25 protein-coding genes and 1 rRNA gene are annotated in these 26,272 nt (G+C 57.1%); 17 read left to right on the forward strand and 9 right to left on the reverse strand.

Translation table 11 applies throughout. The features are described from left to right. Positions 1–76: 76 nt before the first annotated feature. The 11 genes from rrf (at position 77) to QMQ05_RS05380 (ending at position 11,380) form a co-directional block, all read left to right on the forward strand. Positions 77–193, forward strand: a 5S ribosomal RNA gene (rrf, locus tag QMQ05_RS05330). Between the two features lie 335 nt (positions 194–528). Next, complete coding sequence (locus tag QMQ05_RS05335; RefSeq protein ID WP_345473604.1) at positions 529–2,412, forward strand: hypothetical protein; 1,884 nt, start codon at positions 529–531, stop codon at positions 2,410–2,412. Positions 2,413–2,461: 49 nt separating this feature from the next. After that, positions 2,462–3,469, forward strand: coding sequence for an HAD-IIA family hydrolase (locus tag QMQ05_RS05340; protein ID WP_058256815.1), 1,008 nt, complete (start codon positions 2,462–2,464; stop codon positions 3,467–3,469). 2 nt (positions 3,470–3,471) lie between these two features. Next, entirely contained in the window at positions 3,472–3,645 is a 174-nt protein-coding gene (locus QMQ05_RS05345; RefSeq protein ID WP_157377180.1) for a hypothetical protein, read from the forward strand. After that, positions 3,642–4,430, forward strand: a complete 789-nt coding sequence (locus QMQ05_RS05350) for a TlyA family RNA methyltransferase (protein ID WP_345473610.1) — start codon at positions 3,642–3,644, stop codon at positions 4,428–4,430. The genes QMQ05_RS05345 and QMQ05_RS05350 overlap by 4 nt, the downstream gene beginning before the upstream one ends. Positions 4,431–4,504: 74 nt before the next feature. Further along, positions 4,505–5,533, forward strand: a complete 1,029-nt coding sequence (locus tag QMQ05_RS05355) for an NAD kinase (protein WP_345473612.1) — start codon at positions 4,505–4,507, stop codon at positions 5,531–5,533. 115 nt (positions 5,534–5,648) lie between these two features. After that, positions 5,649–7,391 (forward strand): DNA repair protein RecN, encoded by a 1,743-nt coding sequence (gene recN / locus QMQ05_RS05360; protein ID WP_345473614.1) that lies wholly within the window; start codon positions 5,649–5,651, stop codon positions 7,389–7,391. Between the two features lie 119 nt (positions 7,392–7,510). Further along, a complete protein-coding gene (locus QMQ05_RS05365) occupies positions 7,511–9,190 on the forward strand; it encodes a CTP synthase (protein WP_345473617.1) in 1,680 nt (559 codons plus the stop codon). Between the two features lie 122 nt (positions 9,191–9,312). Next, entirely contained in the window at positions 9,313–9,951 is a 639-nt protein-coding gene (locus QMQ05_RS05370) for an NUDIX hydrolase (RefSeq protein WP_345473619.1), read from the forward strand. After that, positions 9,948–10,871 (forward strand): site-specific tyrosine recombinase XerD, encoded by a 924-nt coding sequence (gene xerD / locus QMQ05_RS05375; RefSeq protein WP_345473621.1) that lies wholly within the window; start codon positions 9,948–9,950, stop codon positions 10,869–10,871. Before QMQ05_RS05370 ends, xerD begins: the two co-directional genes overlap by 4 nt. Further along, entirely contained in the window at positions 10,868–11,380 is a 513-nt protein-coding gene (locus tag QMQ05_RS05380; protein ID WP_345473623.1) for an 8-oxo-dGTP diphosphatase, read from the forward strand. Before xerD ends, QMQ05_RS05380 begins: the two co-directional genes overlap by 4 nt. Here the strand turns inward: QMQ05_RS05380 and QMQ05_RS05385 are convergent. From QMQ05_RS05385 to QMQ05_RS05410, 6 genes are all read right to left on the reverse strand, one after another. After that, complete coding sequence (locus QMQ05_RS05385; RefSeq protein WP_345473625.1) at positions 11,377–11,616, reverse strand: helix-turn-helix domain-containing protein; 240 nt, start codon at positions 11,614–11,616, stop codon at positions 11,377–11,379. The two genes, QMQ05_RS05380 and QMQ05_RS05385, sit on opposite strands and share 4 nt — an antisense overlap. Then, complete coding sequence (locus QMQ05_RS05390; protein ID WP_345473627.1) at positions 11,616–12,113, reverse strand: DUF2975 domain-containing protein; 498 nt, start codon at positions 12,111–12,113, stop codon at positions 11,616–11,618. Before QMQ05_RS05390 ends, QMQ05_RS05385 begins: the two co-directional genes overlap by 1 nt. A gap of 179 nt (positions 12,114–12,292) precedes the next feature. Further along, positions 12,293–13,432: a bifunctional 2-methylcitrate synthase/citrate synthase gene (locus QMQ05_RS05395; protein ID WP_345473629.1), complete on the reverse strand. Its 1,140-nt coding sequence runs from the start codon at positions 13,430–13,432 to the stop codon at positions 12,293–12,295. A 96-nt stretch (positions 13,433–13,528) separates the two neighbouring features. Continuing rightward, entirely contained in the window at positions 13,529–14,458 is a 930-nt protein-coding gene (gene prpB / locus QMQ05_RS05400) for a methylisocitrate lyase (protein WP_345473631.1), read from the reverse strand. Next, a complete protein-coding gene (locus tag QMQ05_RS05405) occupies positions 14,459–15,976 on the reverse strand; it encodes an MmgE/PrpD family protein (protein ID WP_345473633.1) in 1,518 nt (505 codons plus the stop codon). It lies immediately after the preceding gene. Positions 15,977–15,978: 2 nt separating this feature from the next. Next, on the reverse strand, positions 15,979–16,626 hold the full coding sequence (locus QMQ05_RS05410) for a GntR family transcriptional regulator (RefSeq protein WP_345473635.1): 648 nt from the start codon (positions 16,624–16,626) through the stop codon (positions 15,979–15,981). 185 nt (positions 16,627–16,811) lie between these two features. Here QMQ05_RS05410 and QMQ05_RS05415 point away from each other — a divergent pair, with 185 nt between their 5' ends. Next, positions 16,812–18,728 (forward strand): AMP-binding protein, encoded by a 1,917-nt coding sequence (locus QMQ05_RS05415; protein WP_345473637.1) that lies wholly within the window; start codon positions 16,812–16,814, stop codon positions 18,726–18,728. Between the two features lie 11 nt (positions 18,729–18,739). Here QMQ05_RS05415 and QMQ05_RS05420 read toward each other — a convergent pair whose 3' ends face one another. Both QMQ05_RS05420 and QMQ05_RS05425 read right to left on the reverse strand, forming a co-directional pair. Then, entirely contained in the window at positions 18,740–19,489 is a 750-nt protein-coding gene (locus QMQ05_RS05420) for a response regulator (RefSeq protein ID WP_345473638.1), read from the reverse strand. A 13-nt stretch (positions 19,490–19,502) separates the two neighbouring features. Continuing rightward, positions 19,503–21,200 carry a sensor histidine kinase gene (locus QMQ05_RS05425; RefSeq protein ID WP_345473639.1) on the reverse strand — a complete coding sequence of 566 codons (1,698 nt, stop codon included), beginning with the start codon at positions 21,198–21,200 and terminating at the stop codon, positions 19,503–19,505. A gap of 177 nt (positions 21,201–21,377) precedes the next feature. Between QMQ05_RS05425 and QMQ05_RS05430 the strand changes: the two genes are divergently transcribed. Continuing rightward, positions 21,378–22,676 carry a cation:dicarboxylate symporter family transporter gene (locus QMQ05_RS05430; protein ID WP_345473640.1) on the forward strand — a complete coding sequence of 433 codons (1,299 nt, stop codon included), beginning with the start codon at positions 21,378–21,380 and terminating at the stop codon, positions 22,674–22,676. 101 nt (positions 22,677–22,777) lie between these two features. Beyond that, positions 22,778–23,227, forward strand: coding sequence for a cytidine deaminase family protein (locus QMQ05_RS05435; protein WP_345473642.1), 450 nt, complete (start codon positions 22,778–22,780; stop codon positions 23,225–23,227). On the opposite strand, the gene QMQ05_RS05440 is transcribed toward QMQ05_RS05435, so the two are convergent. Then, positions 23,224–23,367 carry a hypothetical protein gene (locus tag QMQ05_RS05440; RefSeq protein ID WP_345473644.1) on the reverse strand — a complete coding sequence of 48 codons (144 nt, stop codon included), beginning with the start codon at positions 23,365–23,367 and terminating at the stop codon, positions 23,224–23,226. The genes QMQ05_RS05435 and QMQ05_RS05440 overlap by 4 nt on opposite strands. Positions 23,368–23,889: 522 nt before the next feature. Here QMQ05_RS05440 and QMQ05_RS05445 point away from each other — a divergent pair. From QMQ05_RS05445 to scpB, 3 genes are read left to right on the forward strand one after another with little or no spacing between them, the layout of a single operon-like run. Then, on the forward strand, positions 23,890–24,786 hold the full coding sequence (locus tag QMQ05_RS05445) for a ParA family protein (RefSeq protein WP_434063175.1): 897 nt from the start codon (positions 23,890–23,892) through the stop codon (positions 24,784–24,786). Then, positions 24,786–25,685 carry a segregation and condensation protein A gene (locus QMQ05_RS05450; RefSeq protein ID WP_345473646.1) on the forward strand — a complete coding sequence of 300 codons (900 nt, stop codon included), beginning with the start codon at positions 24,786–24,788 and terminating at the stop codon, positions 25,683–25,685. The genes QMQ05_RS05445 and QMQ05_RS05450 overlap by 1 nt, the downstream gene beginning before the upstream one ends. Continuing rightward, the gene (gene scpB / locus QMQ05_RS05455) at positions 25,678–26,268 is read left to right on the forward strand and encodes an SMC-Scp complex subunit ScpB (protein WP_334122614.1); all 591 of its coding nucleotides are present in this window, start codon (positions 25,678–25,680) and stop codon (positions 26,266–26,268) included. The genes QMQ05_RS05450 and scpB overlap by 8 nt, the downstream gene beginning before the upstream one ends. Positions 26,269–26,272: the final 4 nt, after the last annotated feature.

Consider the following 26,272-nt stretch of genomic DNA (forward strand, 5'->3'; position numbering starts at 1 on the left):
GAACCATAAAAACATGAGATAAGTTTTAACACCGGAAACATGACCAAGAGTAATGGTTTGTGTGCTTCGTGATTGTTACGGCGGTCATAGCGTGGGGGAAACGCCCGGTCCCATACCGAACCCGGAAGCTAAGGCCCATTGCGCCGATGGTACTGCACTCGTGAGGGTGTGGGAGAGTAGGTCACCGCCGGACTTAACCTAAAGAATATGGTTTGAGGCCCTGGACACTATGGTGTTCAGGGCCTCACCTGTTTAACCACACGGCCGACCAGTTTACGTATGCTTGCCGTAGCACAGGCAGGAATGCTTTAGTGATCTCTGATCGCTCGAAGAGTATGCCTGCGGCCCGACATTATTGAGTGTCTTACCACATTGGGCTCTTTCCTCTATGGTATATGTCTTTACTCCCGTAGAATTAAGACCAGTTACACGTGCCGTTGGAGCACGCTTATTTGTTAATAGTGAAGTGCATTGCGCAAGCGATCACGAAGGTTGCGGTATTGAGATTGCCGCTGAAGGAGACATTAAATGTCTAACGATTTCCGCCGTAGTTCAGACAATGGACGAGGCGACTTCCGGAACTCAGATTCAAACCGCAACAATTCCCGCGATGGCTTTAAGCGTCGCGACGATCGGGGCGACTTTAAGCGCAACGATGAGCGTGGTGGCTTCAAGCGCAATGATGATCGCGGTAACTTCCGCAATGACCGTCGCGATGACAACCGCGGTGGCTTTAAGCGCAATGATGAAAACCGTGGTGGCTTCCGCCAAGACCGCGATGACAACCGTGGCGGGTTCAAGCGCAATGACGACCGCGGTAACTTCCGTAATGACCGTCGCGATGACAACCGCGGTGGGTTCAAGCGTAACGATGATCGTGGCAACTTCCGTAATGATCGCCGCGATGACAACCGTGGTGGCTTCCGCCAAGACCGCGACGATAACCGTGGCGGGTTCAAGCGCAATGACGACCGTGGTAACTTCCGCAATGACCGTCGCGATGACAACCGCGGTGGGTTCAAGCGCAATGACGATCGTGGTAACTTCCGTAACGACCGTCGTGATGACAACCGTGGCGGCTTCCGCCAAGACCGCGACGATAACCGTGGCGGGTTCAAGCGCAATGACGACCGTGGCACTTTCCGCAATGATCGCCGCGATGACAACCGCGGTGGGTTCAAGCGCAATGACGATCGTGGTAACTTCCGTAACGACCGTCGTGATGACAACCGTGGTAGCTTCAAGCGCAATGACGATCGTGGCAATTTCCGTAACGACCGTCGTGATGACAACCGTGGCGGTTTCAAGCGCAATGACGATCGTGGCAATTTCCGTAACGACCGTCGTGATGACAACCGTGGCGGTTTCAAGCGCAATGACGATCGTCGCGATGATAACCGTGGTGGCTTCAAGCGTAATGATGATCGCGGCAACTTCCGTAAGGATGATCGTTCCAAGGGCGATCGCCCAGCGCGCGGAAAGCGTTTCGAAGATCCCCGCGCAGGAGAGGCACGCCCTCACAACCCAGGTGATCTGCGCATCTCAAACCGCGCCGATCGTTCGCAGTCCCCAGATATCGATGAAGACGTCACCGGTAAGGAACTGGATCGCGTCGCTCGTGCTCAGCTGCGTTACCTGGAAGAACGCTCCGCAAGTTGGGTTGCAAAGCACCTGGTGATGGCCGGTCGCCTGCTTGAGGAAGATCCAGAACTTGCCTACGAGCACACCTTAGCCGCATCGCGTCGTGGTGGTCGTGTGGCTGTTGTCCGCGAAGCTGTGGGTATTGCTGCCTATCACGCCGGCAAGTACGCTGATGCGCTACGCGAACTGCGCACTCACCGCCGTATTTCGGGTTCGGATTACAACCTGCCACTGATCGCAGATTCTCTGCGTGCCCTGGGTCGCCCAGAAAAGGCCATCGAATTGGCGCATGCTGAGGAATCGGCAAACCTTGAACCTGCAGTGAAGGTCGAAATGCAGATCGTGGCTGCCGGTGCCTATGGCGATCAGGGCAAGCTCAATGAGGCCTTGGCTGAGCTGGAGTCATTGGAGCAGCTGAACTTCAACCGTGCCTTCTCCTTCAGCCCTCGTTTGTTCACCGCATATGCCGATCTGCTCTCAGCCGCCGGTCGTACCGAAGACGCCAAGCGCTGGAACGCACAGGTAGAAGTCGCGGAACGCGCGTTGGGCATCGAGCAGGAAACCGAATCATTCATCATGGACTTGGCTCCAGAAATGGATGAAGAGGAAGAAGCTCCTCGTGCCAAAGACCTGATCGAATCCGATGAGGACGAAGACCAGGAGCAAGAAGCCGAACAAAACGGTGTCGACGCGGAAGACGGTCTAGCCGAGATCGCTGAATCCGAGGCTGAGGGCGAGCCAGCGCAGGATGAGGACGACGCCTCGAAGTAAGCTGAGGTTGTAACAGCTAATCACTTAAAGAAGTAGGAACCACCACCGAATGCTGATTTCTGGATTTGATGCAGTCCTCTCCGACCTCGACGGGGTTGTTTACGCTGGCCCAAACGCCATCGACGACGCCGTGGAGTCGCTGAACACCCTGGCAGAAGTGAATGTCACTTTGGCGTTCATTACCAATAATGCGGGGCGTTCGCCGATGTCAGTGGCGGCGCATTTGCGTCAGCTCGGGGTCAAGACCAGCGCAGAACAGGTGTTTGGTTCAGCAGATGCGGGTGCCGAAATGCTCGCGCGTGAACTGAATCCAGGCTCCAAGGTATTGGTGGTGGGTTCCCCCTACTTACGTGAATGTATTGCAGTACGCGGGTTGGAAGTAGTTGAATCGCATACCGACGAACCCGCGGCGGTGATCCAGGGGTTCGACCCAGATATGTCCTGGAAGAACCTGGCCGAGGCCAGTTACGCCATTAACCGTGGTGCTGCCTGGGTCGCGACCAATACGGACCTGACGATTCCACGTGCCGAGGGCATTGCCCCGGGTAATGGATCGTTGGTCAACGCGGTCACGCTGGCCACCGGCGTTGAGCCACGGGTCGCCGGCAAACCGGAATCCTATCTTTTTGCGCGGGCCGCGGATCGACTTGATTCGCATCGTCCGCTGGTGATCGGCGATCGACTGGACACCGATATCCTCGGTGGATTCCGCGCCGGATTCTCCACCGCTTTGGTGCTCACCGGTGTGGACTCGCCGCGTACCGCACTGGGCGCTCCCGTAGAACAGCGTCCAAACTATCTCATCAATACGTTGGCCGACCTGTATCGTCCGTACCCGACCATCAAGGTTTTGGGCTACGGGGTGCAGGTAGGTGAAGCGGTGGCCAAAGTCAGTGATGGTGCCATCGAGGTCTCGGGCAGTGAGTCAGATTTGAACGCCTGGCGTGCAGCATGCCATGCCTGGTGGCTGGCGCATCCACGTCAGAGCGGGCATGAACAACCCGAGATCCGCTTTACCGACCGCGGCCTGGACACCCTACGCCGAGTTCGGGGCTAAGCATGATGCCACAGTCCCCACAACCAACGCCCGGTCCACGAGGCATAGACCAGGCGCAGGTGGAACAGGCACTGTCCTCGCTGGCCGAACATGACATCACCGAACATGCAGGCATCTACGAACAGTTGCTTCAAGGCCTGCAGCAAGAACTTAACCAGACGGAGCATGGCCGGTGAAACGGCTCGATCAAGAACTAGTTACCCGCGGGTTGGCCCGCTCACGAACCGAAGCCGCCAAACTCGTCGATGCCGGGCGCGTACTGCTAGCTGGGCAGCCGGTGGCTAAAGTTTCAAAAAAGGTTTCGGACTCCGATCAACTAGTTGTTCTGGCCAGCGAAGGCGAAGAATATGTCTCGCGTGCCGGACATAAGCTCGCCGGAGCACTAGATGTTTTTACCACCATCAACCCAACTGGCTTGCGCTGCCTTGACGCCGGCGCATCGACCGGTGGATTTACCGATGTTTTGCTGCGCCGCGGTGCGCAACACGTAGTGGCAGTCGATGTTGGGCATGGCCAGCTGGTGCCCGAAATTCGGAATGACCCGCGTGTCTCGGTCCATGAAGGGCTCAACGTCCGATACCTCACGCCCGAAGATATTGGGGGAGTTGTCGACCTGGTAGTAGCTGATTTGTCCTTTATTTCGCTGCGCTTGGTGATCGATGCCTTGGCCGGCGCCACCAAACCTGGCGGATCCTTGGTGCTGATGGTTAAGCCACAGTTCGAAGTCGGGCGCGATCACCTGAACCGTACCGGAGTCGTCACCGATCCCGCCTTGCGCCAATCATCGGTCGAAGCGGTCATTTCGAGCGCGCGTGATGCGGGGCTGAGCCTGAAAGGTTTGGCACGAAGTCCGTTGCCGGGCCAGGACGGTAACGTGGAATTTTTCCTCTGGTTGCTGGCGGATAAGGATGCACAGCGGCGCGATGTTCCAGTGATCATGGAGAACGTTGACTATTCTTAGAGGTGACGTGCATTAGCCGGGGTCGAACGCCTGGGTCATTTTGCACCTCACGATCCTGAGAGGGGCCGCCCGCCTTGCGCCGAATCCTAGTTTTCACCCACACCGGACGCCAAGAAGCGATTGCCGCGGCCATAGAAACCTGTTCGCTGCTCATCTCCGCTGGCGCCATTACGGTGATGCGTCGCAAAGATCATGAGGCCATGACCGAAGCGGTTGGCACAGCGATCTCACCGATCGAAATCCTAGGTGAAAACTGCCAGATCGACGATGTTGATTTGGGTGTGGTGCTCGGGGGAGACGGATCGGTGCTTCGTGCCGCCGAACTGGTCCGCGAAGCCCCACTGCCACTGGTTGGCGTGAATCTCGGGCATGTAGGTTTCCTTGCCGAAGCTGAACGTAGTGAGCTGGCGGCAACCGTGGACGCGCTGGTCAACCAGACCTATACCGTAGAAGAACGAATGACCATCGAGGTCAAAGTTTGGCTCGATAACGTATGTCTTGCTGAAACTTGGGCTCTAAACGAAGCTGCGGTGGAAAAGGCCAATCGTGAGCGCATGATCGAAGTGGTGATCGAGGTTGACGGCCGCCCTATTTCGACTTTTGGTTGTGACGGCGTGGTGATGGCAACTCCCACTGGATCAACCGCCTATTCTTTCTCTGCCGGTGGTCCGGTGGTATGGCCGGATGTGGCGGCCTTGATTATGGTGCCGATCTCCGCTCACGCACTTTTCGCCAAGCCACTAGTGGTTTCTCCTGATTCGGTGATGGCCGTGGAAATCCTGACACGTACCGATGCCGGGGCCGTGTTGTGGTGCGATGGGCGACGCACTATTGAGTTACCGCCCGGCGCCCGCGTGGAGGTCACCCGCAGTAACCATCCAGTGTATTTGGCGCGCCTGAACACCACCCCGTTCTCCGAGCGACTGGTCAATAAGTTCGAATTGCCGATCACCGGTTGGCGTGGGCCAGCGAAAGAAGATAGTCGTCGACCCGCGACCACTGCCCTTCCCGTGATTGGCCCGGGATTGCAAAGCATCGAGCCTCATCACCGAGACGAACCGGGAATTCCGATGGTCGCTCGACCTGAAGATAGTTCGGAATAACCGCGTTTCTTCAAAAAAGTTTCCACACACTCGAACATAGTTCCGAAAAATGAGGTTAGAACACATATACTAAATTCGCACGGTACGACTTGAACTCGACATTCGGGAGCAGGCAATGATTCAGGAAATCCAGATCTCCAACCTCGGAGTGATCACCGAAGCGACGCTACCGCTAGGTCCGGGGCTCACGGTGGTTACCGGTGAGACCGGTGCGGGTAAAACCATGGTGATCACCGCGCTGTCCTTGCTACTGGGGCGTAGAGCAGATGCCGGTGCCGTGCGTAATGGGGCCAAACATGCCTTAGCTGAGGCGGTGGTGCACCTGCCACCAGACCATCATGTTCTTGATGCCGCGAGCCAAGCTGGAGCCTTTATTGAACCGGCCGGTGAATGTAGCGAACTGCTGCTTTCGCGATCCCTATCAGCCCAGGGTCGTTCACGTGCCACCATTGGCGGGCGTAGTGCGCCGGTAGGCCTGTTGGCCGAACTGGGGCATGACCTCGTTGCAGTGCACGGCCAGTCCGATCAAATTCGCCTCAAAGAACCAGTGGCTCAGCGAGACGCCTTGGACCGCTTTGCTGGTCAATCGCTGGCCCGCCTACTGAGTAACTACCAGCGCTCATATCGACAGTGGCGTGCCGCGGTCAAAGAACTCTCGGGTCTAAAGACCGAATCGCGCAACCGCGTACGGGAAGCCGAAAATTTGCGTTTGGCCCTAGACGAGATCGATTCGCTGGATCCGCAGCCGGGCGAAGATGAAACCCTGCGCGAGCAGTCCATCAAGCTGGGCAATGTTGAGTCACTGCGATCGGCCAGCCAGCAAGCACAGGTTGTGATCGACTCCGAAGATTTTGAGAACCCCGGAATCACAACTCTGGTGGAAACCGCTAGGGGAGTGCTCGCACAGGCCAGTGGCGACGATCCGGTACTTTCATCATTTGCCGAACGAGCAGCCGAGTTAGGCATCCTCGCCTCCGAGCTGTCCAGTGACCTAGCTGCCTACGCCGCGGACCTGGACGAAGAAGGCCCGGAGCGTTTGGCACAAATTGAGGCGCGCCGGGCGGATCTCAATAAGCTCATGCGCAAATATGCGCCCAGTATTGATGAAGTGATCACGTGGGCTTCTGAAGCTCGTACCCGTCTGGAGCAACTCGGCGGTGACGATTCACGGATCGAAGAGCTTGAAAGCGAAGTCGTTGAGCTTGAACATCGCGTAGCCTCGCTGGCCTCGGAGCTATCGGAATCTCGCCGAAAAGCCGCCAAGAAGCTTTCATCCCGGGTCTCGGCCGAATTAAAAGCGCTGGCGATGCCCGACGCTCAGCTTGTTATTGAAGTTCTTGAATTGGAGGAGCCAGGTGCCTTTGGCCAAGATGCCATCTCAATGCTCCTTTCGCCTCATGCTGGAGCCTCGGCCCGCCCATTGGGCAAGGGTGCCAGTGGTGGTGAACTTTCGCGCGTTATGTTGGCCATTGAGGTAGTGCTGGCGGCGGTTGATCCAGTACCGACCTTTGTCTTTGACGAAGTCGACCAGGGTGTCGGCGGCAAGGCGGCAGTAGCCATTGGCGAACGCCTTGCGATGCTTGCGCGGCATGTGCAGGTCATTGTGGTGACGCACCTTCCCCAAGTGGCTGCTTATGCGGATCGTCATATCCGCGTCATCAAAAATTCGGACGCAAAATCGAAGTCCGGTGCAGGTTACACCGCAAGCGACGTGATTAGCCTTGATCAAGAGGCGAGGGTCAAGGAACTGGCACGAATGCTGGCAGGTCAAGAAGAATCGGACACGGCGCAAGCGCATGCCGAAGAGTTGCTCGCCGAAGCTCAGGTTCTAGTGTCATCGCTCACCACCGCGAAGTAACCTTCGGGCTAAAAGCCTTGATGAATGCCCAAATCGTGAAGACGCTAGGGCTTCGCGTGACGGTGCACTAGAGTTTTAGAAAGATGCGAAATATTGGATTGGTGATAGGATGAAATCCCGTGGTGCAGCGTAATTCAACTCGTGATTCTCGGTCGTCTGAAACGACAAAGCATATCTTCGTCACCGGTGGTGTGGCCTCTTCCCTGGGTAAGGGATTGACGGCATCCAGCCTCGGACATCTACTTCGAGCTCGTGGTCTCTCCGTGACCATGCAGAAGCTCGACCCGTACCTGAACGTCGATCCAGGTACCATGAACCCTTTCCAGCACGGTGAAGTCTTCGTAACTGATGACGGCGCCGAGACAGACCTGGACATCGGACACTACGAACGTTTCTTGGATGAAAACCTTCCTGGAACAGCTAACGTAACTACCGGTCAGGTTTACTCAACCGTTCTTGAACGCGAACGCCGTGGTGAATACCTAGGCGATACCGTTCAGGTCATTCCGCATATTACCGATGAGATCAAGCGTCGTATGCGCTTGGCAGCGACCGACCCAGCTAAGGGCAAATCAGCTCCCGATGTGATCATCACCGAAATCGGTGGAACCGTCGGCGATATCGAGTCGCAACCGTTCTTGGAAGCAGCTCGTCAGGTCCGTCAGGATATCGGACGCAAGAATGCTTTCTTCGTTCACGTCTCCTTGGTTCCGTTTATCGGCCCTAGCCACGAACTGAAGACCAAGCCAACCCAGCACTCTGTAGCTGCGTTGCGTTCCATCGGTATTCAGCCAGACTCCCTCGTGATTCGTTCGGATCGTCCGATTCCAGCGGAAATGCGCGCCAAGCTTGGCCGTACTTGCGACGTTGACACCGAAGCGGTCATCAACTGCGCTGATGCTCCAAGCATCTACGACATTCCTAAGGTTATTCACTCCCAGGGCTTGGACGCATATATCGTTCAGACCTTGGAACTGAAATTCCGCGATGTTGACTGGACCTCCTGGGATCGCCTGCTAGAGGTTGTACATAACCCAAGCACTGAACTGACCGTGGCTTTGGTTGGTAAGTACATTGACCTTCCGGATGCTTACCTTTCGGTGACTGAAGCACTGCGTGCCGGTGGTTTCGCCAACAACGCTAAGGTCAACATCCGTTGGGTTCCGGCCGATGATTGCGCCACCGAAGCTGGAGCCGCCAAGGCTCTTGAGGGTGCTGAAGCAATTTGTGTACCTGGTGGTTTCGGTATTCGTGGACTTGAAGGCAAGCTCGGTGCGCTGCGTTTCGCTCGCGAAAACAAGTTGCCAACTCTTGGTCTTTGCCTTGGTCTGCAGTCCATGGTCATTGAATACGCACGAAACGTAGCAGGCCTTGAAGGTGCTTCGTCTACCGAATTCGATCCAGAAACCACCACCCCGGTCATCGCGACCATGGAGGAACAGCTGGCGATCGTTGATGGAAAGGGCGATCTTGGTGGAACCATGCGTCTTGGCCTCTACGATGCCAAATTGGCTGAAGGCTCGGTTCTGGCAGCTACCTACGGCACGACCGATGTTGCAGAACGTCACCGTCACCGTTACGAAGTCAACAACGCCTACCGTGCTCAGCTTGAGGAAGCCGGACTGGTCTTCTCAGGCACCTCACCTGACGGTAGCCTGGTCGAGTTCGTGGAACTGCCAAAGGACGTACACCCTTACTATGTCTCCACTCAGGCGCACCCAGAACTCTCCAGCCGACCAACCCGTCCACACCCAATGTTCGCGGGACTAGTCGCGGCTGCCTTGGAACAGCGTAACTAGAAGAAGTCGGCAGACTGAATTCTCTGCAAGCACTTGCGCGCCGGTCACTCTTGACCGGCGCGTAGCTGTTTAAGCTTGAAAAGAAGGACAACTTTTACTATCAAAGGATGAGCTTGGTGCCGATGCCTCCGATTACTGACGAATTTTCTCCGCGCGAACTGCTCAGCCGGGAAACGGTGTATGAAGGTCGGATCTGGAATGTTGTTCACGATTCGGTGAAGCTTTCGGAAACTGGTGGAACCATCCAGCGCGACTACATCAGCCACCCCGGCGCGGTCAGCGTTTTGGTGATGGATGCCAATGAGCGCGTCCTACTGGTCAACCAATACCGCCATCCGGTTGGAATGCGTCTATGGGAGATCCCGGCAGGGCTTTTGGACGTCGATGGTGAAGAACCGCTAGACGCAGCCAAGCGAGAGCTCTGGGAAGAAGCTGATCGAACCGCCAACCACTGGGCTATCCTGACCGACGTCTTCCTCAGCCCGGGATCTTCCGCGGAAGCCGTTCGTGTCTACCTCGCACGTGATCCTCAGCTCGTTCCTGAAGATCAGCGCCATGTACGCACCGAAGAAGAGGCGGAAATGATCAGCACCTGGGTTCCGCTCGAAGAAGCTGTTGCGGCGGTGCTGGCCGGAAAAATTCACAATCCAACGGCGATGATCGCACTGTTGGCGGCCCAAGCTGCACGCGCGAGCAAGTACACGAACCTCCGTGACGCCAACGAACCATTCGACGTTCATCCCTACCTGCGCGAAGGATGAGCGAACCCTTTGGGCGGGCCGTCAAGCAGTACTTGCAGTATCTAGCCATCGAACGTGGACTCGCTGAAAATACCCTTGCTTCGTACCGTCGGGACCTCACCCGATACGTCGAAGCTTTACAGGCTTACCAGCTAAGCGACCCACAACAGATTACCGAATCCACCATCAGTGGGTACTTACAGGACCTTTCACGTGGCGACGAAAACCACAAACCATTAGGCGCACGCTCAGTAGCTCGTCACGCCGTAGCGATCCGGCAACTGCACAAATACTGGGAGCTGGAAGGAATCTGCGCTCCCAACCCTGCACGAGAAATTCAGCCACCTGCGATTGGTCAGTCCCTGCCAAAAGCGATTTCCATTGCGCAGGTGACACGGCTGCTCGATTCAGTGAGTACTGAAACTCCTGCTGGATTACGTGATCGCGCGATCCTTGAGTTTCTGTATGCGACCGGCGCCCGCATTTCAGAAGTCGTCGATCTCGACGTGGACGATCTTCATTTTGCTGAGGATGCAGTGGTCCGGCTCTTTGGTAAAGGTTCCAAAGAACGAATTGTTCCTGTTGGGGGATATGCGCAAAGAGCCGTTAGCGACTATTTGGTACGCTCTCGCCCAGGTCTAGCGGTGAAGGGCAAAGGCACGCCTGCTCTGTTCCTCAACCAACGTGGTGGTCGACTGTCCCGACAGTCCGTCTGGCTGTTAATCAGCAAGGCAGCCCAGCGCTCAGGTATCAATATGGAAGTCTCGCCACATACCTTGCGCCATTCCTTCGCGACCCACTTATTAGAGGGCGGAGCCGATGTTCGTGTGGTCCAAGAACTGCTCGGTCACGCATCGGTGACGACGACGCAGATCTACACCAAGGTGACCGTAGACTCGCTGCGCGAGGCTTATCAGTTGGCCCACCCGAGGGTTAGATGACTGTGAACGACGAAGGTTTTGTGAGTAATCCTCGACCGGTGGCCTTGGTTGCATTGCTCGCCCAACGAGATGGCCATGCAGAAATTCTGCTGGGACGAAAGCTTCGCGGATTTGGACAGGGCAAGATCGTTCTCCCGGGTGGAAAAGTGGAGCCGGGGGAGTCGACCATTGACGCAGCGACCCGAGAATTCTTCGAAGAAACCGGCCTGCAAGTTTCACGGCAAGAACTAGAAGCCACTGCGCTAATCAAGTTCAGGTTTAGTGCACTCCCGGCAGCTGACATGGATTGCATGGCCTTTATCGCCCGCAGTGCGTCAGGAGAAGAAAGCACCAGTGATGAACTTGAACCACTGTGGGTTCGAATTGATCAACTGCCGACTGACCAAATGTGGCAAGACTCTAAATTGTGGTTGCCCCAACTTGCTGACGGTCAACGGTTCAGCGTAACGATCGTTGTGGCAGATGATCATGAGTCTGTGCAGTCAATAACCTTTGAGCCTTGGGATTAGCCTTCGACAGAATGCGGGCTATCTGGCTCCGAGTCCGGCTCGAAGACTAACAGATCGCCTGGTTGGCACTGCAGCTCGCGACAAAGTGCTTCTAACGTACTAAAACGAACTGCCTTGGCACGCCCGTTTTTGAGTACCGCCAGATTTGCTGGCGTGATGCCGATTTTCTCAGACAACTCGCCGACGCCCATTTTTCGTTTGGCTAGCATGACGTCGATATTTACGAGAATCCCCATTAGATCACGCCACCGAGCTCGGTGCGAAGCTCTGCTGCTTGGGCTTCGGTCATGGTTGCTTGTTCCAGAAGTTGTCGCAGAACAAGGACGATAATGCTGATACCAACCATCAATAATCCGGCTCCGCCAACCAGAAGCGCAACGCCCGGAGCGATCTGGGTAGTCGTGGCAAAGATCGCGGCAAGGGCGAACGTGGCGATGGAACCAACGGCGAACGCCAAGATGATTGGCCGTACGTAGCCTAAGGATGCGGGATCAAAGACGGTTCCGCGCTTAACCCTCGTCGCCAGTTTCCAAACGCAAAAGACGCAGGTTTCAATGATGAGCCCTGCAAGAAAAAGATAGCTAAGGAAAGAGCCTTGGATAAGCCGGTCGTCCGTGTTGCCTGAAGAATCATGGATCAAGATCATCGGGATCATGATGAGTTGCACGAACAGCGTTCCCGCCAAAATTACGGTCAGAACTACTTTTAGACCGACAATACTGAATTTTCCCATGAGCACGAGACCTTATCGTTCCTCGAAGTGTTTCTATCGTTAAACGATAGAATTGCAGGTCGGATCTCGCAACTCCCCGCTACCGGTCTCAGGCGTACGGTATCTAGAAAGACGCAAAACGGCCACGGGGCCAAAGCTGAATTTGGTGTCCCGCGGCCGTTATAAGGCGCAAATACTTTTTAGAGTGCGCGCTGCTCCGAGCCGTTGTAGGCAGAGAGCGGGCGAATCAGCGCGTTAGCCGCGCGCTGTTCGAAGATATGGCTAGTCCAACCAGTAATACGTGCCGCGATGAAGATCGGGGTGAACATCTCGGTATCGAAGCCCATCAGGTGATAAGTTGGCCCGGCAGGGTAGTCCAGGTTCGGCTTAATCGACTTCGCCTCATCCATGGCTGCTTCCAAACCGTCGTATAGCCCCAACATTTCGTGGCGACCATAGTGCTCGATCATCCGGTCCAATGCGGCTTTCATGGTCGGCACACGGGAATCGCCGTGCTTGTACACTCGGTGTCCGAAGCCCATGACCTTCTTTTTCGCAGCCAGGGCTTCTTCCATCCAAGCCTTGGCGCGTTTCGCCGCATCTTCACGGGACTCGTCCTTATTGATGCCAATTTCAGTGAACGTATGCATCACTGCTTCATTGGCCCCGCCATGAAGGGGTCCCTTGAGTGCACCAATGGCACCGGTGACGGCCGAATGAAGATCCGACAGGGTTGAGGTGATCACTCTGGCGGTGAACGTCGAAGCGTTAAACGAGTGTTCCGCGTAGAGGACCATGGAAACTCGGAATGCATCAACTACCTCGGGGGCGGCTTCTTCGCCAAAAGTCATCCAGAGGAAGTTAGACGAGTAATCCAGATCCTCGCGTGGTGCAACAACGTCCAGTCCGCGGCGCCGGCGCTGATCGTAGGCAACAACAGCTGGGAAGGCCGCGAAGAGCTCTTTGGCTTTGAGCAGCTCAGCCTCCGGTGAAGAATTCTCCGCTTCAGGATGATTGGCGCCGATGACCGAAACTGCGGTGCGGCCAACGTCCATCGGATGGCAGTCGGTGGGGAGCAGATCGATAGCAGCCTTGACCCGCGGATCCAAAGCTCGATTGGCTCTTTCGAACGCACTGAACTCGGTGAGTTCACTTTGGGAGGGTAATTCGCCGGTCCACAACAGGAGTGCGACCTCTTCGAAAGATTTGTTGGCGGCCAGGTCCTGAACCGGGTATCCGCGATATAACAGTGAGTTCGTTTCTGGGTTGACCTTGGAGACGGCGGTGTAGTCAACGACGACGCCTGCCAGGCCTTTTTTGATTTCCTCGGTGGTAGTCATTCTTACTCCTCTTCATTGCCGGAGAACTAATGCTTTGCTGGCGCGCCGGCCGGGAATACCGACCGGCGCACGGGGTGTTGCTGATGTGGCGCGTTCCTAGAGGTTCGCGCTATTGGAATCAATGTCCAGGGTCGGGACCTGGAAATTGAAAATTCCGGTATCAAAGCGGTTGTAAGCTTCGTAGTCCACGAGCTCATAGAGACGTGATCTAGTTAACATGTTATCCACTTCGCGTTGTTGGGTGCCATCTTCGCTGATGGCATCCAGTACACGCTCGGCCGCACCCATGGCGCTACGCAACAGGGTGACCGGGTAAATGATCAATGCGACCCCGGCGTCGGCCAATTCTTGGCGGTTGAAAAGTTCAGACTTGCCGAACTCCGTCATGTTCGCCAGAACTGGAACATCCACCGCGTTACATACTGCCTCAAACTCGGCGACGTTCTTCATCGCTTCGGGGAAGATCGCATCGGCGCCGGCATCCACCATGGCCTTGGCGCGGTCGATCGCTGAGTCCAGTCCTTCGACCGCACGAATATCAGTGCGGGCCATGATCAGGAAGTTCTCATCGATACGTGCGTCGGCAGCGGCTGCGATGCGCTTGAGCATGGTGTCGGTATCCACCACGTTCTTGCCATCTAAGTGACCGCAGCGTTTCGGATTGAACTGGTCCTCGATGTGGCAGCCGGCAAGACCTGCGTATTCCAACTCCTGGATGGTGCGCGCCACGTTCATGGGCTCGCCAAAACCGGTGTCGGCATCCACAATCGCCGGCAGGTCACTCATGCGGGCGATCTGCCCAGCACGCGTGGCCACCTCGGTGAGTGAAGTCAAACCGATGTCTGGCAGGCCTAGATCATTGGCGAGTACCGCGCCGGAGATATAGATTCCGTCGAACTGTTTCTCGCTGATGAGCTTGGCCGAGAGCGGATTGAAGGCGCCGGGGAACTGGCGGGCAGCCCCGGGAGTGAGCATTTCACGTAGTGCCTGACGCTTTGCTGCGGGGGTGGTTGTTGAGTACAGCATTTAGAACAAGCCCTTCGGAGCGGCTTCCAGATCGATCACGCCGGCGGCGGCCACGATATTCAGCTGGTCTAGTTCGCCAGCGCCAAGGTTTTCCAGGTTTTCGGCAGCGGCGATGAAACGGTCGATTTCCGCCTCGTCCACCAGACCGGTGGCCAGGGTGCGGAACTTGTTGATGTACTGTTCGCGGGCGAAGGGGCGAGCGCCCAGTGGGTGGGCGTCGGCCACGGCGATTTCATCGGTGATGATGGTGCCATCGTTCAGGGTAATCTCTACCGAACCGCCGAAGGCCTTCTCGGAGATGTCGAGCGAGTGGTAACGACGGGTCCACTCTGGGTCTTCTTCGGTGGTGACCTTGTGCCACAACTCTACGGTGTCGGCGCGTCCAGCACGCTGCGGCGAGTAGGAATCCACGTGGTGCCACGCACCGTCCTGCAGGGCGACCGTGAAGATGTACGGGATGGAGTGGTCCAGGGTCTCACGCGAAGCGGTTGGATCGTATTTCTGTGGGTCGTTGGCTCCGGAGCCGATGACGTAGTGGGTGTGGTGGCTGGTCTTGATTAATACCGACTTCACGTTCTTTGGATCGGCGGCTTCTGGGTGTTCGCCGTGCAGCTTGCGGGCAAGGTCGATCCAAGCCTGTGCCTGATATTCGGCGGAGTGTTCCTTGGTGTAGGTGTCCAGGATGGCTCGTTTGGCTTCGCCTGCTTCTGGCAGTGGCACCTCATAGGCAGCATCCGGACCATCGAGCAGCCAGGCGATGACGCCGTCTTCACCTTCATAGATCGGCACTGGGGAAGTCTGTCCGCGCATGGCGCGGTCCGCGGCTTCGACGGCCATCTTGCCGGCGAAAGCTGGAGCATGTGCCTTCCAGGTGGAGATCTCGCCCTTGCGCGATTGGCGGGTCGCGGTGGTGGTGTGCAGGCCTTGACCGACGGCCTGGAAGATCGTTTCGATATCTAGACCCAGTAGGGTGCCGATGCCGGCAGCTGCCGATGGGCCGAGGTGTGCCACGTGATCGATCTTGTGCTTGTGCAAGCAGATGGCTTTGACAAGGTCCACCTGGATTTCGTAGCCGGTGGCAATGCCTCGGATGAGGTCCTTGCCCGATGCGCCGGCGTGCTGAGCCACGGCAAGGATCGGTGGAATGTTGTCGCCTGGGTGGGAATACTCGGCAGCAAGGAAGGTGTCGTGGTAGTCGAGCTCGCGGACTGCTACACCGTTGGCCCAAGCAGCCCACTCTGGGGAGACTTTGTCGGTGATGCCAAAAACAGAAGCGCCAGCGCCACCGGACGATGGCCCGTGGGTCAGTGCCTGCGCGCGGGCGGCGATGATTGGTCCACGGTTCAGCGAAGCAATGGCTACCGAGGCATTGTCAATAATGCGGTTGATGATCATCTCGCGCACCTCGTCGGTAACTTCTACCGGGTCGGCGGCGACGGTGGCGATCTTGTGAGCCAGTTGGTCTTCACGGGCTAAGTTTTCTTCGGAGCGGTAAACGCGTACAGGATGCTTGATCATATTCATTGCCTTTCTGAACCGGCCGAATGGGCCATGATGTGGGTTAAAGATTGGTGAAGATGCACGATCGTGGCCGCGGAAGCGACCTCGGGGTTTCCGCTAGCGATGGCTCGTGCGATGGCAGCGTGTTCACGCGCGGATTCTTTGAGGCGGCGCGGATTGTCCTTGGCCATGCGGCGCACCCGTTGCAGGTTCACCCGTAGCGTGCGTAGAGCGCTGGACAGGTACTTGTTGTTTGCCGCCTCGTCGATGGAGTCGTCCAGTAGTTGAGTCAGCTGGTAGTACGCCTCGCGAGATCCTGGGCTCTTCACTTCGTGGGCGGCCGCGTCAAAGCGTCCGGCTAATTCAGCGAAACTCTCACGGTGCGTTGAGCGAGCAGCTTCTTTGGCGCTGGCGCATTCCAACGCTACGCGCAGCACAAAGAGGTCTTCGACGTGGTCATCACTGACTTCCGAAACGACCGTGCCTCGTCCGCGCTGTTGTACTGCCAAGCCGTCGGCGACCAATCGGCCCAGCGCCTCACGCACCGGTGTGCGTGAAACTCCTAGGCGTTCTGATTGCTCGACTTCTGCAAGTACGGTGCCCGGAGCTATGCGCCATTCGACGATGTCGGTGCGCAGACTTTCGTAAGCCTTGTCACTTGCCCTCATACTGCAATTGTATACATAGAATTCTCGAAATTGGGGAAAGTGGCAAAAAATTCCGACTTGCTCGCAGTTTGTGTATACATTGCTCTTGCGATGCTGTGATCGGGGTCATAGTGTTAAAGCCGAGGGCAATCTTGCCCACTCATGCAGGTGCCGGGCGATGACGCCCGCGTCAGGAGGAAAGAACCATGGCACAGGAATATCGTCGGGCCTTCGCCCAGGCCACCAACGACCCAGCTAGTTTCTGGCTAGAAGCAGCTAAAGACCTTCAGTGGGATACCGCACCACTTATAGCGATCGACGATTCCCGTAAGCCACTGTATTCATGGTTCCCAGACGGACAACTAAACCTCTCGAACAATGCACTGGACCGGCATGTGGCGGCGGGCCGGGGCGAGAATATTGCCCTGATCTACGATTCCGCGATGCTCGGGAGCGTTCATAAATACAGCTATGCGCAGCTACTGCGTGAAGTTGAAACCTTCGCTGGCGTGTTGGTCGCCCGCGGCATCACCATGGGAGATCGCGTTCTGATTTACCTGCCCATGATCCCGCAAGCGGTCATCGCCATGCTTGCTTGCGCCCGACTTGGGGTCGTGCATTCTGTGGTTTTTGGTGGTTTTGCCCCTAAAGAGTTGGCGGCGCGCATCACTGACTGTGCACCGGTCGCGATCATTACAGCCTCCGGCGGCATAGAACCGAGTCGCCGCATCGAATACCTGCCTGCGGTCGCTGAAGCGCTGTCGTTGGCGCAACCAGCGGTCAAAGATGTGATTGTTGCTCACCGCGACGGGTTCGAACATGAGATCTCCGAGTATCAGAACCAACCCATCAATGGCCAAAATATCACCTGGTTGGATTGGGATCAGCAGGCGCGCGAGGCCAGCCCGGCCGGTGCAGTATCGCTGCCCTCCACCCACCCGCTCTACGTGTTGTATACCTCGGGCACGACCGGGGCGCCCAAGGGGGTCGTGCGCGATACCGGTGGTTACGGGACCGCGCTGCAATACTCGATGAACGCGATCTACGACGTGCACCCGGGGGACACCATGTTCACCGCCTCCGATGTGGGCTGGGTGGTAGGGCACTCCTATATTGTGTACGCACCACTGATCGCCGGCGCTACCACGGTGCTTTACGAGGGCAAGCCCGTGGGCACCCCGGATGCCGGAGTCTTTGGTCGAATTATCGAAGACCATAAGGTCACCATGATGTTTACCGCACCCACGGCCCTGCGCGCAGTGCGCAAGGCTGACCCGGCAGGTCAGCTGATCGCCGGTCATGATCTTTCCAGTTTGCGGTCCTTGTTTGTTGCCGGCGAGCGCTTGGATCCAGATACCTACCACTTTGCCACCGAGCTATTTCAGGTTCCGGTGGTGGATAACTGGTGGCAAACCGAAACTGGGTGGCCGATCGCCTCCAATCCTTTGGGGCTAGAAGAGTTGCCGGCCAAGGCGGGATCGCCCACCACTCCGGTGCCCGGTTTTGACGTTCAGGTTCGTGATGCCTTAGGTGAAGAACTGCAGGCGGGGCAAGAAGGGAATATTGTTGTACGACTGCCCCTGCCTCCGGGTGCGTTGACCACGCTCTGGGGTAATGATCAGCGGTTTATTGACACCTATCTATCGCAGATCGAGGGCTGCTATCTGACCGGAGACTCGGGGTTCCTGGACGAGGACGGGTACCTGTTTGTGATGGGTCGTACCGATGATGTCATCAACGTCTCCGGGCACCGGTTGTCCACCGGGGCCATGGAGCAGGTGTTAGCCAGTCATCCTGCGGTCGCCGAGTGTGCGGTCATTGGGCTGGCCGATGCCCTGAAGGGCCAACGGGCCAGTGGGTATGTGGTGCTGAAATCAGGTGTAGCCATCGAGCACGACGCGCTCGCCAAAGAAATTATTGCCCTAGTGAGACAACATATTGGTGCGGTGGCTGACTTTCGTGAAGTGACGGTGGTTTCGGCCTTGCCAAAGACCCGTTCGGGCAAGATCTTGCGCAAAACTATGCGCCAAATCGCCGATGGTAAAGAATACACAGTTCCCTCAACCATTGAGGATGTGGCGGTACTCGATGATCTGGTTCCGTTATTGCGCCCCGGAACGTAGCGATGTGTGGGTTATGCGCGCGGGGCTATCTGGTATTCATATTCTGGGCGTCCCCGCGTGCCATGCCGGGGTTGTTTGATCACGTTTTTGGCGTCGAAGAGGTGCTCTAAATAGCGTCGGGCGGTTACCCGCGAGATGCCGAGTTCTTCTCCAAGTTCGGTCGCTGAGAGGCGACGTTCGGGCTGGCTGGCTAGGTGTTCGGTGATTTGCGTGAGGGTTTCGGCAATGAGCCCCTTGGGCAATGATGCTGACGCGGTGGAGGTGCGCAACGCGGAAAAGGCAGTATCCAGGGCGGCTTGGCTGGTATCGGAGCCGGTCGAATGCATGCTGGCCATGAAGCGTCGGTGGTTTTCGAGCTTTTCGCTGAAGGCGGCGAAGGTGAAGGGCTTGATCAGGTATTGAGTGATGCCCGTGGCGACCGCGGAGCGGACCACTGCGAGGTCGCGCACGGCGGTGATGGCGATGATGTCGGTGGTCAGACCCAGGCCGCGCATCCTTTTAGCGACGTCGATGCCATGCAGATCGGGCAATGTCATATCCAAGAGGACCAGGTCAAAGGGGGAGCCCGAACGCTGGGCACGGGTCAACAGGCTGAGCGCTTCTTGGCCATTGTTGGCGATCGCCCCGGTATGAAAACCGGCGACCCGGTTGACGTATTTGGCATGTGAGAGCGCGGTTTCCGGTTCGTCATCCACCACCAAGACAATGATCTTCTGGTTCGCCGACGCAGCATGTGGGGCAGTGAGGCGGGGTTCTGTCATGGGCTCTCCTTGGCTAGTTGGCCTTCGCTAGCGGCAGGGTCACGGTGAAGATCGCCCCGGCATCATTGTCAACATTCATTGTGCCACCTAGTCGCAACACCGCCTGCTGGACCAGTGCCAGTCCCAGTCCGCGCGGTGCCGAGCCTTTTTTGGTGCTCACCCCAAAGCGGAGCAGCTGATCTAAAAATTCTGGTTCGATCCCGGGTCCGGAATCGGCCACGGAAATGATCAGTTCTTCGGGCAGGGCCGTGACTTCGACCCACACGGTCGCCTCCTGAGTACCAGCAGAAACGTCTAATGCGTTATCTAAGAGGTTGCCGACGATGGTGACCATATCGGTGGCGGCGATGGCATCGGCCGGAATGATCCCTTGCGCGGTGATATCTAGCTTGACCCCACGTTCGTGAGCCTGGGCGGTTTTGGCCACCAACAAACTGGACAGGTAGGCATCGTCGATGGAGTGGACGATCGCGTCGGTCAGTTTTTGTGAGTGCTGACGATCGTCCACGGCGAAGGCCAACGCGCGATCGCTTTGCCCGTTTTCGATCAGCGTGGCGATGGTGTGTAAGCGGTTGGCGTGTTCGTGGGTTTGCGCTCGCAGGGCGGTGGAGAAGGTCTTCAGTGATTGCACCTCGCTGGCCAGTTCTTGCACCTCGGTCAAATCCCGTAGCGTCATGACCTGACCGGTCAGCGGTTGCACGCCGAGCCACCGCAGCGGAGTGTCGGCACGTTTGGGTAGTCCGGCATTGGTTAATCGCGCCGGGCCCTGGGAAATGGATAGGACGCTGCGCGCTCCCAAGTGGATTTCGTCTTTACAGCTGCGACCGGTGCGCATCAGCGTGCTCAGGGTTTCAGGAATCTGGATTTGCGATAGGTCTAGGCCGTTCGGTGGCACCTGCTCGGGTAGGTCCAGCAGTCTGGCGGCCTCTTGGTTGTAGAGCACGATGCGATGTCGTCGATCCAGCAGGACCAGTCCTTCGCGCACCGAGTGCAAGGCGGAGAAGTAAAAGGCGTAGAGCCGGCGCAGCCCGTGCGGACCAAATCCGAGGGTTGCCTTGTTGATGTAGCGCGAGAAGGACCAAGAAGTGAATCCGGCCAGCAGTAGGGCCAAGGCGGAAACCAACAGAATTTGTGGAAGTTCACTGCGGTAGATGGTCTGCAGGTTTTCTAGGGTAATACCTGAGGCCACCAGCCCGACGAGTTTTCCATCGTGATAGACCGGAGCGATGGTTCTCACCGACAGCCCCAGGGTGCCTAAAGCTACTTCGTTGTAGGTCTGACCGGATAGGGCTTGGGCGGTGGAGCCAGAGTATTTTTGCCCGATCCGTTCGGGGTTGGGATGGGTCACCCGCACGGTGTCCGGGGTCATGATCGAAATAAAATCTATCCCCTGCCCGCGGTCCAAAATCTTGTTGGTATAGGGCTGGAGCAGTGCTGAGGGATTCTCGCCGGCCAGCGCATTGCCAACGAAGGGGTCATTGGCCAAGGTGATGGAGATGGTCGCGACCGTGGCCTGCTTGTCCTCCAGAATGACTCGAGCTTGCTGCTGATAGGTCGACACGGCCATGCCGATCACCACGAGGACAACAACCAGCATTTGCGCGGCAAAGATCAACACCGCAAAGGACCAGCCATTGCGGGTCAGGGGAGCGGGGATGGCATCGTTGCGACCGGCTGGGGTCGCGGACAGATCGGTGAAGTGGTCAGTCATCTCGCGCTGCTCCTTTCTAGATCTGAGCCTTTGAGTAGTTGGGCGTGACCAATATGAACGCAATAGAGATGCACATCACTTCCGAGTGCACCATTGAACAGAACGATTCTACGTAATACCGGCTTGGCAAGGATGCCAACAGCGGTATTTGGCACTTTTCAAGGGTAGGGCAAGGACATGACTGTCACCGAAGACATGAAACCGGGCGGCAACAGCGCCGCAGACACAACGAAGAAAAAAGACCGTACTCACTGGCTGTACATTATGGTGATCGCTGCCGTGGTTCTCGGCGCAGCGATCGGCCTCATTGCCCCGGAAGTTGGCAAGTCGCTGAAGCCTCTGGGCACCGCCTTTGTGGCCTTGATCAAGATGATCATCGCTCCAGTCATTTTCTGCACCATTGTTTTGGGCATTGGCTCCGTGGCCAAGGCTGCGACCGTTGGCAAGGTCGGCGGTTTGGCATTGCTGTACTTCGTGACCATGTCGACCTTTGCTCTGGCCATCGGCCTGATCGTTGGTAACCTGATTCACCCAGGTGAGGGCCTGCAGCTCAAGCCATATGAAGCTGCCAGCGGTTCGGATTCGAACGCCACAGTTGATTTCTTGATGTCGCTGATCCCTGGTGATCTTCCGGTGCTGCCAACCCTGGTCGTTGCACTACTGGTTGGTTTTGCCCTGCAGGGCATGGGTAAGGCTGGCGAGCCGGTCCTGATCGGCATCCAGCACATTCAGAAGGTCGTCTTCCGCATCATGATGATGATCATGTGGGTTGCTCCTATTGGTGCTTTTGGTGCGATCGCCGCGGTGGTTGGCGCGACCGGTTGGGCTGCCATTGGCTCGATGGCAATCCTCATGGGTGCCTTCTACCTGACCTGTGCACTATTCATCATCGTCATTCTGGGCTCCCTGTTGCGTGTGGTCACCGGACTGAACATCTTCGCGCTGCTCAAGTACCTGGCTCGCGAGTACCTGTTGATCTTCTCCACCTCATCCTCCGAGTCGGCCTTGCCACGTTTGATCGCCAAGATGGAACACGCTGGCGTTTCCAAGCCGGTTGTCGGCATTACGGTACCCACCGGTTATTCCTTCAACCTTGATGGCACCGCGATCTACCTGACCATGTCGGCGCTGTTCGTCTCGACCGCCATGGGCATGCCGATGAACTTGGGTGAGCAGATCGGCCTGTTGGTCTTCATGATCATCGCTTCCAAGGGTGCTGCCGGTGTGACCGGCGCGGGCCTGGCAACCCTGGCTGCTGGTCTGCAGGCGCACCGTCCCGAATTGTTGGAAGGCATGGGCGTGATCGTGGGCATTGATAAGTTCATGTCCGAGGCTCGTGCGCTGACCAACTTCACCGGTAACGCTGTCGCCACCTTGCTGATTGGCAAATGGACCAAGGAAATTGACCTGGACCAGGCCAAGGCGGTGCTTTCCGGAGCCCGACCATTCGACGAAACCAGCGTTGAAGGACACTAAGCGCTAACGAAAAATCCGTTACCCACCTCGGGTAGCGGATTTTTTGTGCCCCTTTTGGTGGGCGACCTGTTCATCCGATGCGGCACAGCTAGGATCGGGATATGGATCTAGACGGTTTTTACGACCCGCACGCCCTGATCGAACTAAACGACGCGGAACAAGAACTCGTGGAGTTTGCGCGAAGAACCATTGATGCCTCCACCGATGCGGTGCCCGGTGGCGACGGTCTACACACCATGGGCAGTGCGGTCCTTGATGCCACCGGCAGTATGCACGCAGGGGTGAACCTCTATCACTTCACCGGCGGACCCTGTGCTGAATTAGTCGCACTGGCCACCGCACGGGCTTCCGGTGCCCGCGCGCCTGAGGTGATTGTGGCGGTGGGCAATGAAGGACGCGGGATCAAGAATCCCTGCGGTCGGTGCAGGCAAGTCATGGCCGATAGCTATCCTCAGCTGCGGGTTATCGTCGATACCCCAATTGGGGCGCGCACCGTGAAAATTGCCCAGCTTCTGCCGTTAGGTTTTGATTGGGTCGCCGAACAGGCTTAGGCCACCACGGAAGAGAGAACGACGCGGTTACCATCGGGATCTACCAGCTGAAGAATCTGTGCTCCACCACCTGGTTGAAGTCCTTGATGTTCGATGCCGAGCTGCAATAGACGTTGAGCCTGCGCTGGCAAGTCGGACACTTCAAGTACCACTGTGCTGTGCCCTGATCTTTGCGGTTCGCACCAGACTTGGATGCCAAACCCCGGGCCAAGATGCCATTCGAGCAGTCCGTCCATCGGTCGGCGGTCAGGTTTTCGAGCAAAAAGCTTCGTATACCAGGACTCGGCACGTTGCAGGTCGCTGACCGTACAGTTCCCAAGCAAGCCAGAAAACATTGACCTCACTCCTGACAGGCTAGTGTTGAGCTTGCCCATCCATTGCAACACCGCCAGTTCCTCGGCACCAGCCGTGAGGGGGAATCACCAGCAAATGCGTAAGAAGCACAGTAATCAGCTTGGGGTGGGTTCGGCGAAATGACCGGTGCCGTGGGAACGCGGGTTCACGTTCAGCTCGCATACAACATTTGAGTTAAGGTTCAAGGTAAAGGCTCGCCGTGTAGAACCCCAAAAAGCCCAGTTCTTTTGCTCCGCCCGATAACCTTGAATTGAGCTTAAGGCTCGAAGAATTTAGGTCGATCCAACGGGAAGTGTGGTTAACCCATCGTGAGCGAGGAACAGGGAAACAAGCACCGCGGCGCAGGGATGCTCAAAGAGCCCCGCCCGGTGGGTCCAACCGGTAAACCGTTGACGGAATTCCCGGTGCCTGCACCACTGCCATCGCACGGCCCGGCCCGCGTGATTGCCATGGTTAACCAGAAGGGTGGCGTAGGTAAAACTACCTCCACCATCAACCTGGCCGCCGCGCTCGCCGAATACGGACGCAAGGTGCTCTTGGTGGACTTCGACCCACAGGGTGCACTGTCGGCCGGTTTTGGAACCAACCCGCACGAAATGGACATCACCGTGTACAACGTGCTGATGGACCGACAGGTGAAAATCACCGATGCGATCTTGCATACCGACGTGGAAAACATCGATCTGTTGCCGGCGAACATCGACTTGTCGGCCGCCGAGGTACAGCTGGTCAACGAGGTTGCCCGCGAACAGGTCCTCGAACGCGCGCTGCGCCACGTGATCGACGACTACGATGTGGTGCTCATCGACTGCCAGCCATCCCTGGGTCTGCTGACCATCAACGCTTTGACCGCGGCCCACGGTGTCATCATTCCGTTGACCGCAGAGTTCTTCGCCCTGCGCGCGGTAGCACTGCTGATGGAAACCATTGACAAGGTCAAGGACCGTCTGAATCAGGTGCTGGAACTTGATGGCGTCGTAGCCACCATGTACGACGCCCGCACCTTGCACAGCCGCGAAGTGATCACCCGACTGGATGAAGCCTTCGGCGACAAGCTCTTTGAAACGGTCATCAAGCGAACGATCAAGTTCGCCGATGCCAACGTGGCCGCCGAACCGATCACTACCTATGCGGCGAATCACCCGGGTGCCGAGGCCTACCGCAATCTGGCTCGCGAATTGATTTGGCGCGGTGGCGCCCCATAATGAGCACCACGCTCACCGAAGAAACCGCCAACGATTTCAACAAACCAGCAGACGCTGAACAGGAATCGGCTGGCGGTTTTCGCCTTGCCCTAGAGAATTTTAATGGGCCCTTTGACGTGTTGCTGCACCTGATCACCCAGCGCGAGCTAGATATCACCGAGGTGGCATTGGCCGAGGTCACCGACGAATTTATCGCTTATCTGCGTCAGCTGCAGGCCAGCATGGCTGAGGGCAATGACGGGATGAAGGTGCTAGATGAGACCACCGAATTTCTGGTGGTCGCCTCCACACTGCTGGATTTGAAAGCGGCCAGGTTACTTCCGCGCGGTGAAATGGCCGATGAGGAAGACTTTGAGCTGCTGGAAGCCAGGGACCTGCTTTTTGCTCGGCTCTTGCAGTACAAGGCGTTTAAGCAGGCCGCCGAATTCTTGGGCGAACGCTATGAGACCGAAGGCTCTCGCCACCCCCGTGAGGTGTCCCTAGAACCGCAATTCGCCTCCTTGCTGCCCGAACTTATTTTCACCATTGGGCCCGATGCCCTGGCTGCGCTGGCGGCCAACGCCTTGGCACCCAAGCCCGAGCCGATCACCGAGGTAGGGATCGGACACCTGCACGGAGCCAACGTCACCATCGCCGAAGAAGCCGAGTCGATGACCGCGTTGCTTCAAGAACGAGGCCCGCTGGACTTCCGCGATTTGATCGCCGATGCTTCAGAGCATCTGGTGGTCGTGGTGCGTTTTCTGGCATTGTTGGAGATGTTCCGGCAACGAGCCATTAGCTTCGAACAGGAAAATCCGCTCGGAGCACTGCGCATCGCACTGGCTTCGGAGTCCACCTTTGATGCCGACGCGGTCCAAGATGAGTATGAGGGGAGTGCTGGTGAGGTGAATCATGAGTGAGATTGCACCCATTGATCAGCTGCCAGGAGGCCTAGAATCGGGTCTTGAAGCGGTGCTGATGGTCGCTGATATCCCCGTCAGTTCGGCACGTTTGGCCGAAATCTTTCAGGTGCCTACGGACAGGGTTGCCCAGACACTAGAGAAGTTGGCAACCGAGTATGATGGTAAGGATCGCCCGCGCGGATTTGAACTGCGTCGTGTCGCCTCCGGGTGGCGTTTCTATACGCGCAGCGATTATGCCGATTTCGTCTCCAGCTTTGTGCTTGATGGACAGAGCGCGCGCTTGTCGCAGGCCGCCTTGGAAACACTGGCTGTCATTGCTTACCGACAGCCGGTTTCGCGTGGACGTATTTCGGCGATTCGAGGTGTGAACGTCGATTCGGTGGTGCGCACATTGCTCACCCGCGGATTGATCACGGAGTATCCAGAAACTGGTGACGGCGGCGCAACGCTGTACCAAACCACTGAATACTTCCTGGAACGACTGGGATTGGGCTCGCTAGATGAGTTGCCTGCGCTATCCCCGTATCTTCCTGGGGTTGCCGATCTTGAATCGCTCGATTCGGCAACCTACGACGACTAAGTAG

Source organism: Glutamicibacter sp. B1 (assembly GCF_039602135.1).
Classification (GTDB): Bacteria; Actinomycetota; Actinomycetes; order Actinomycetales; family Micrococcaceae; genus Glutamicibacter; species Glutamicibacter ectropisis.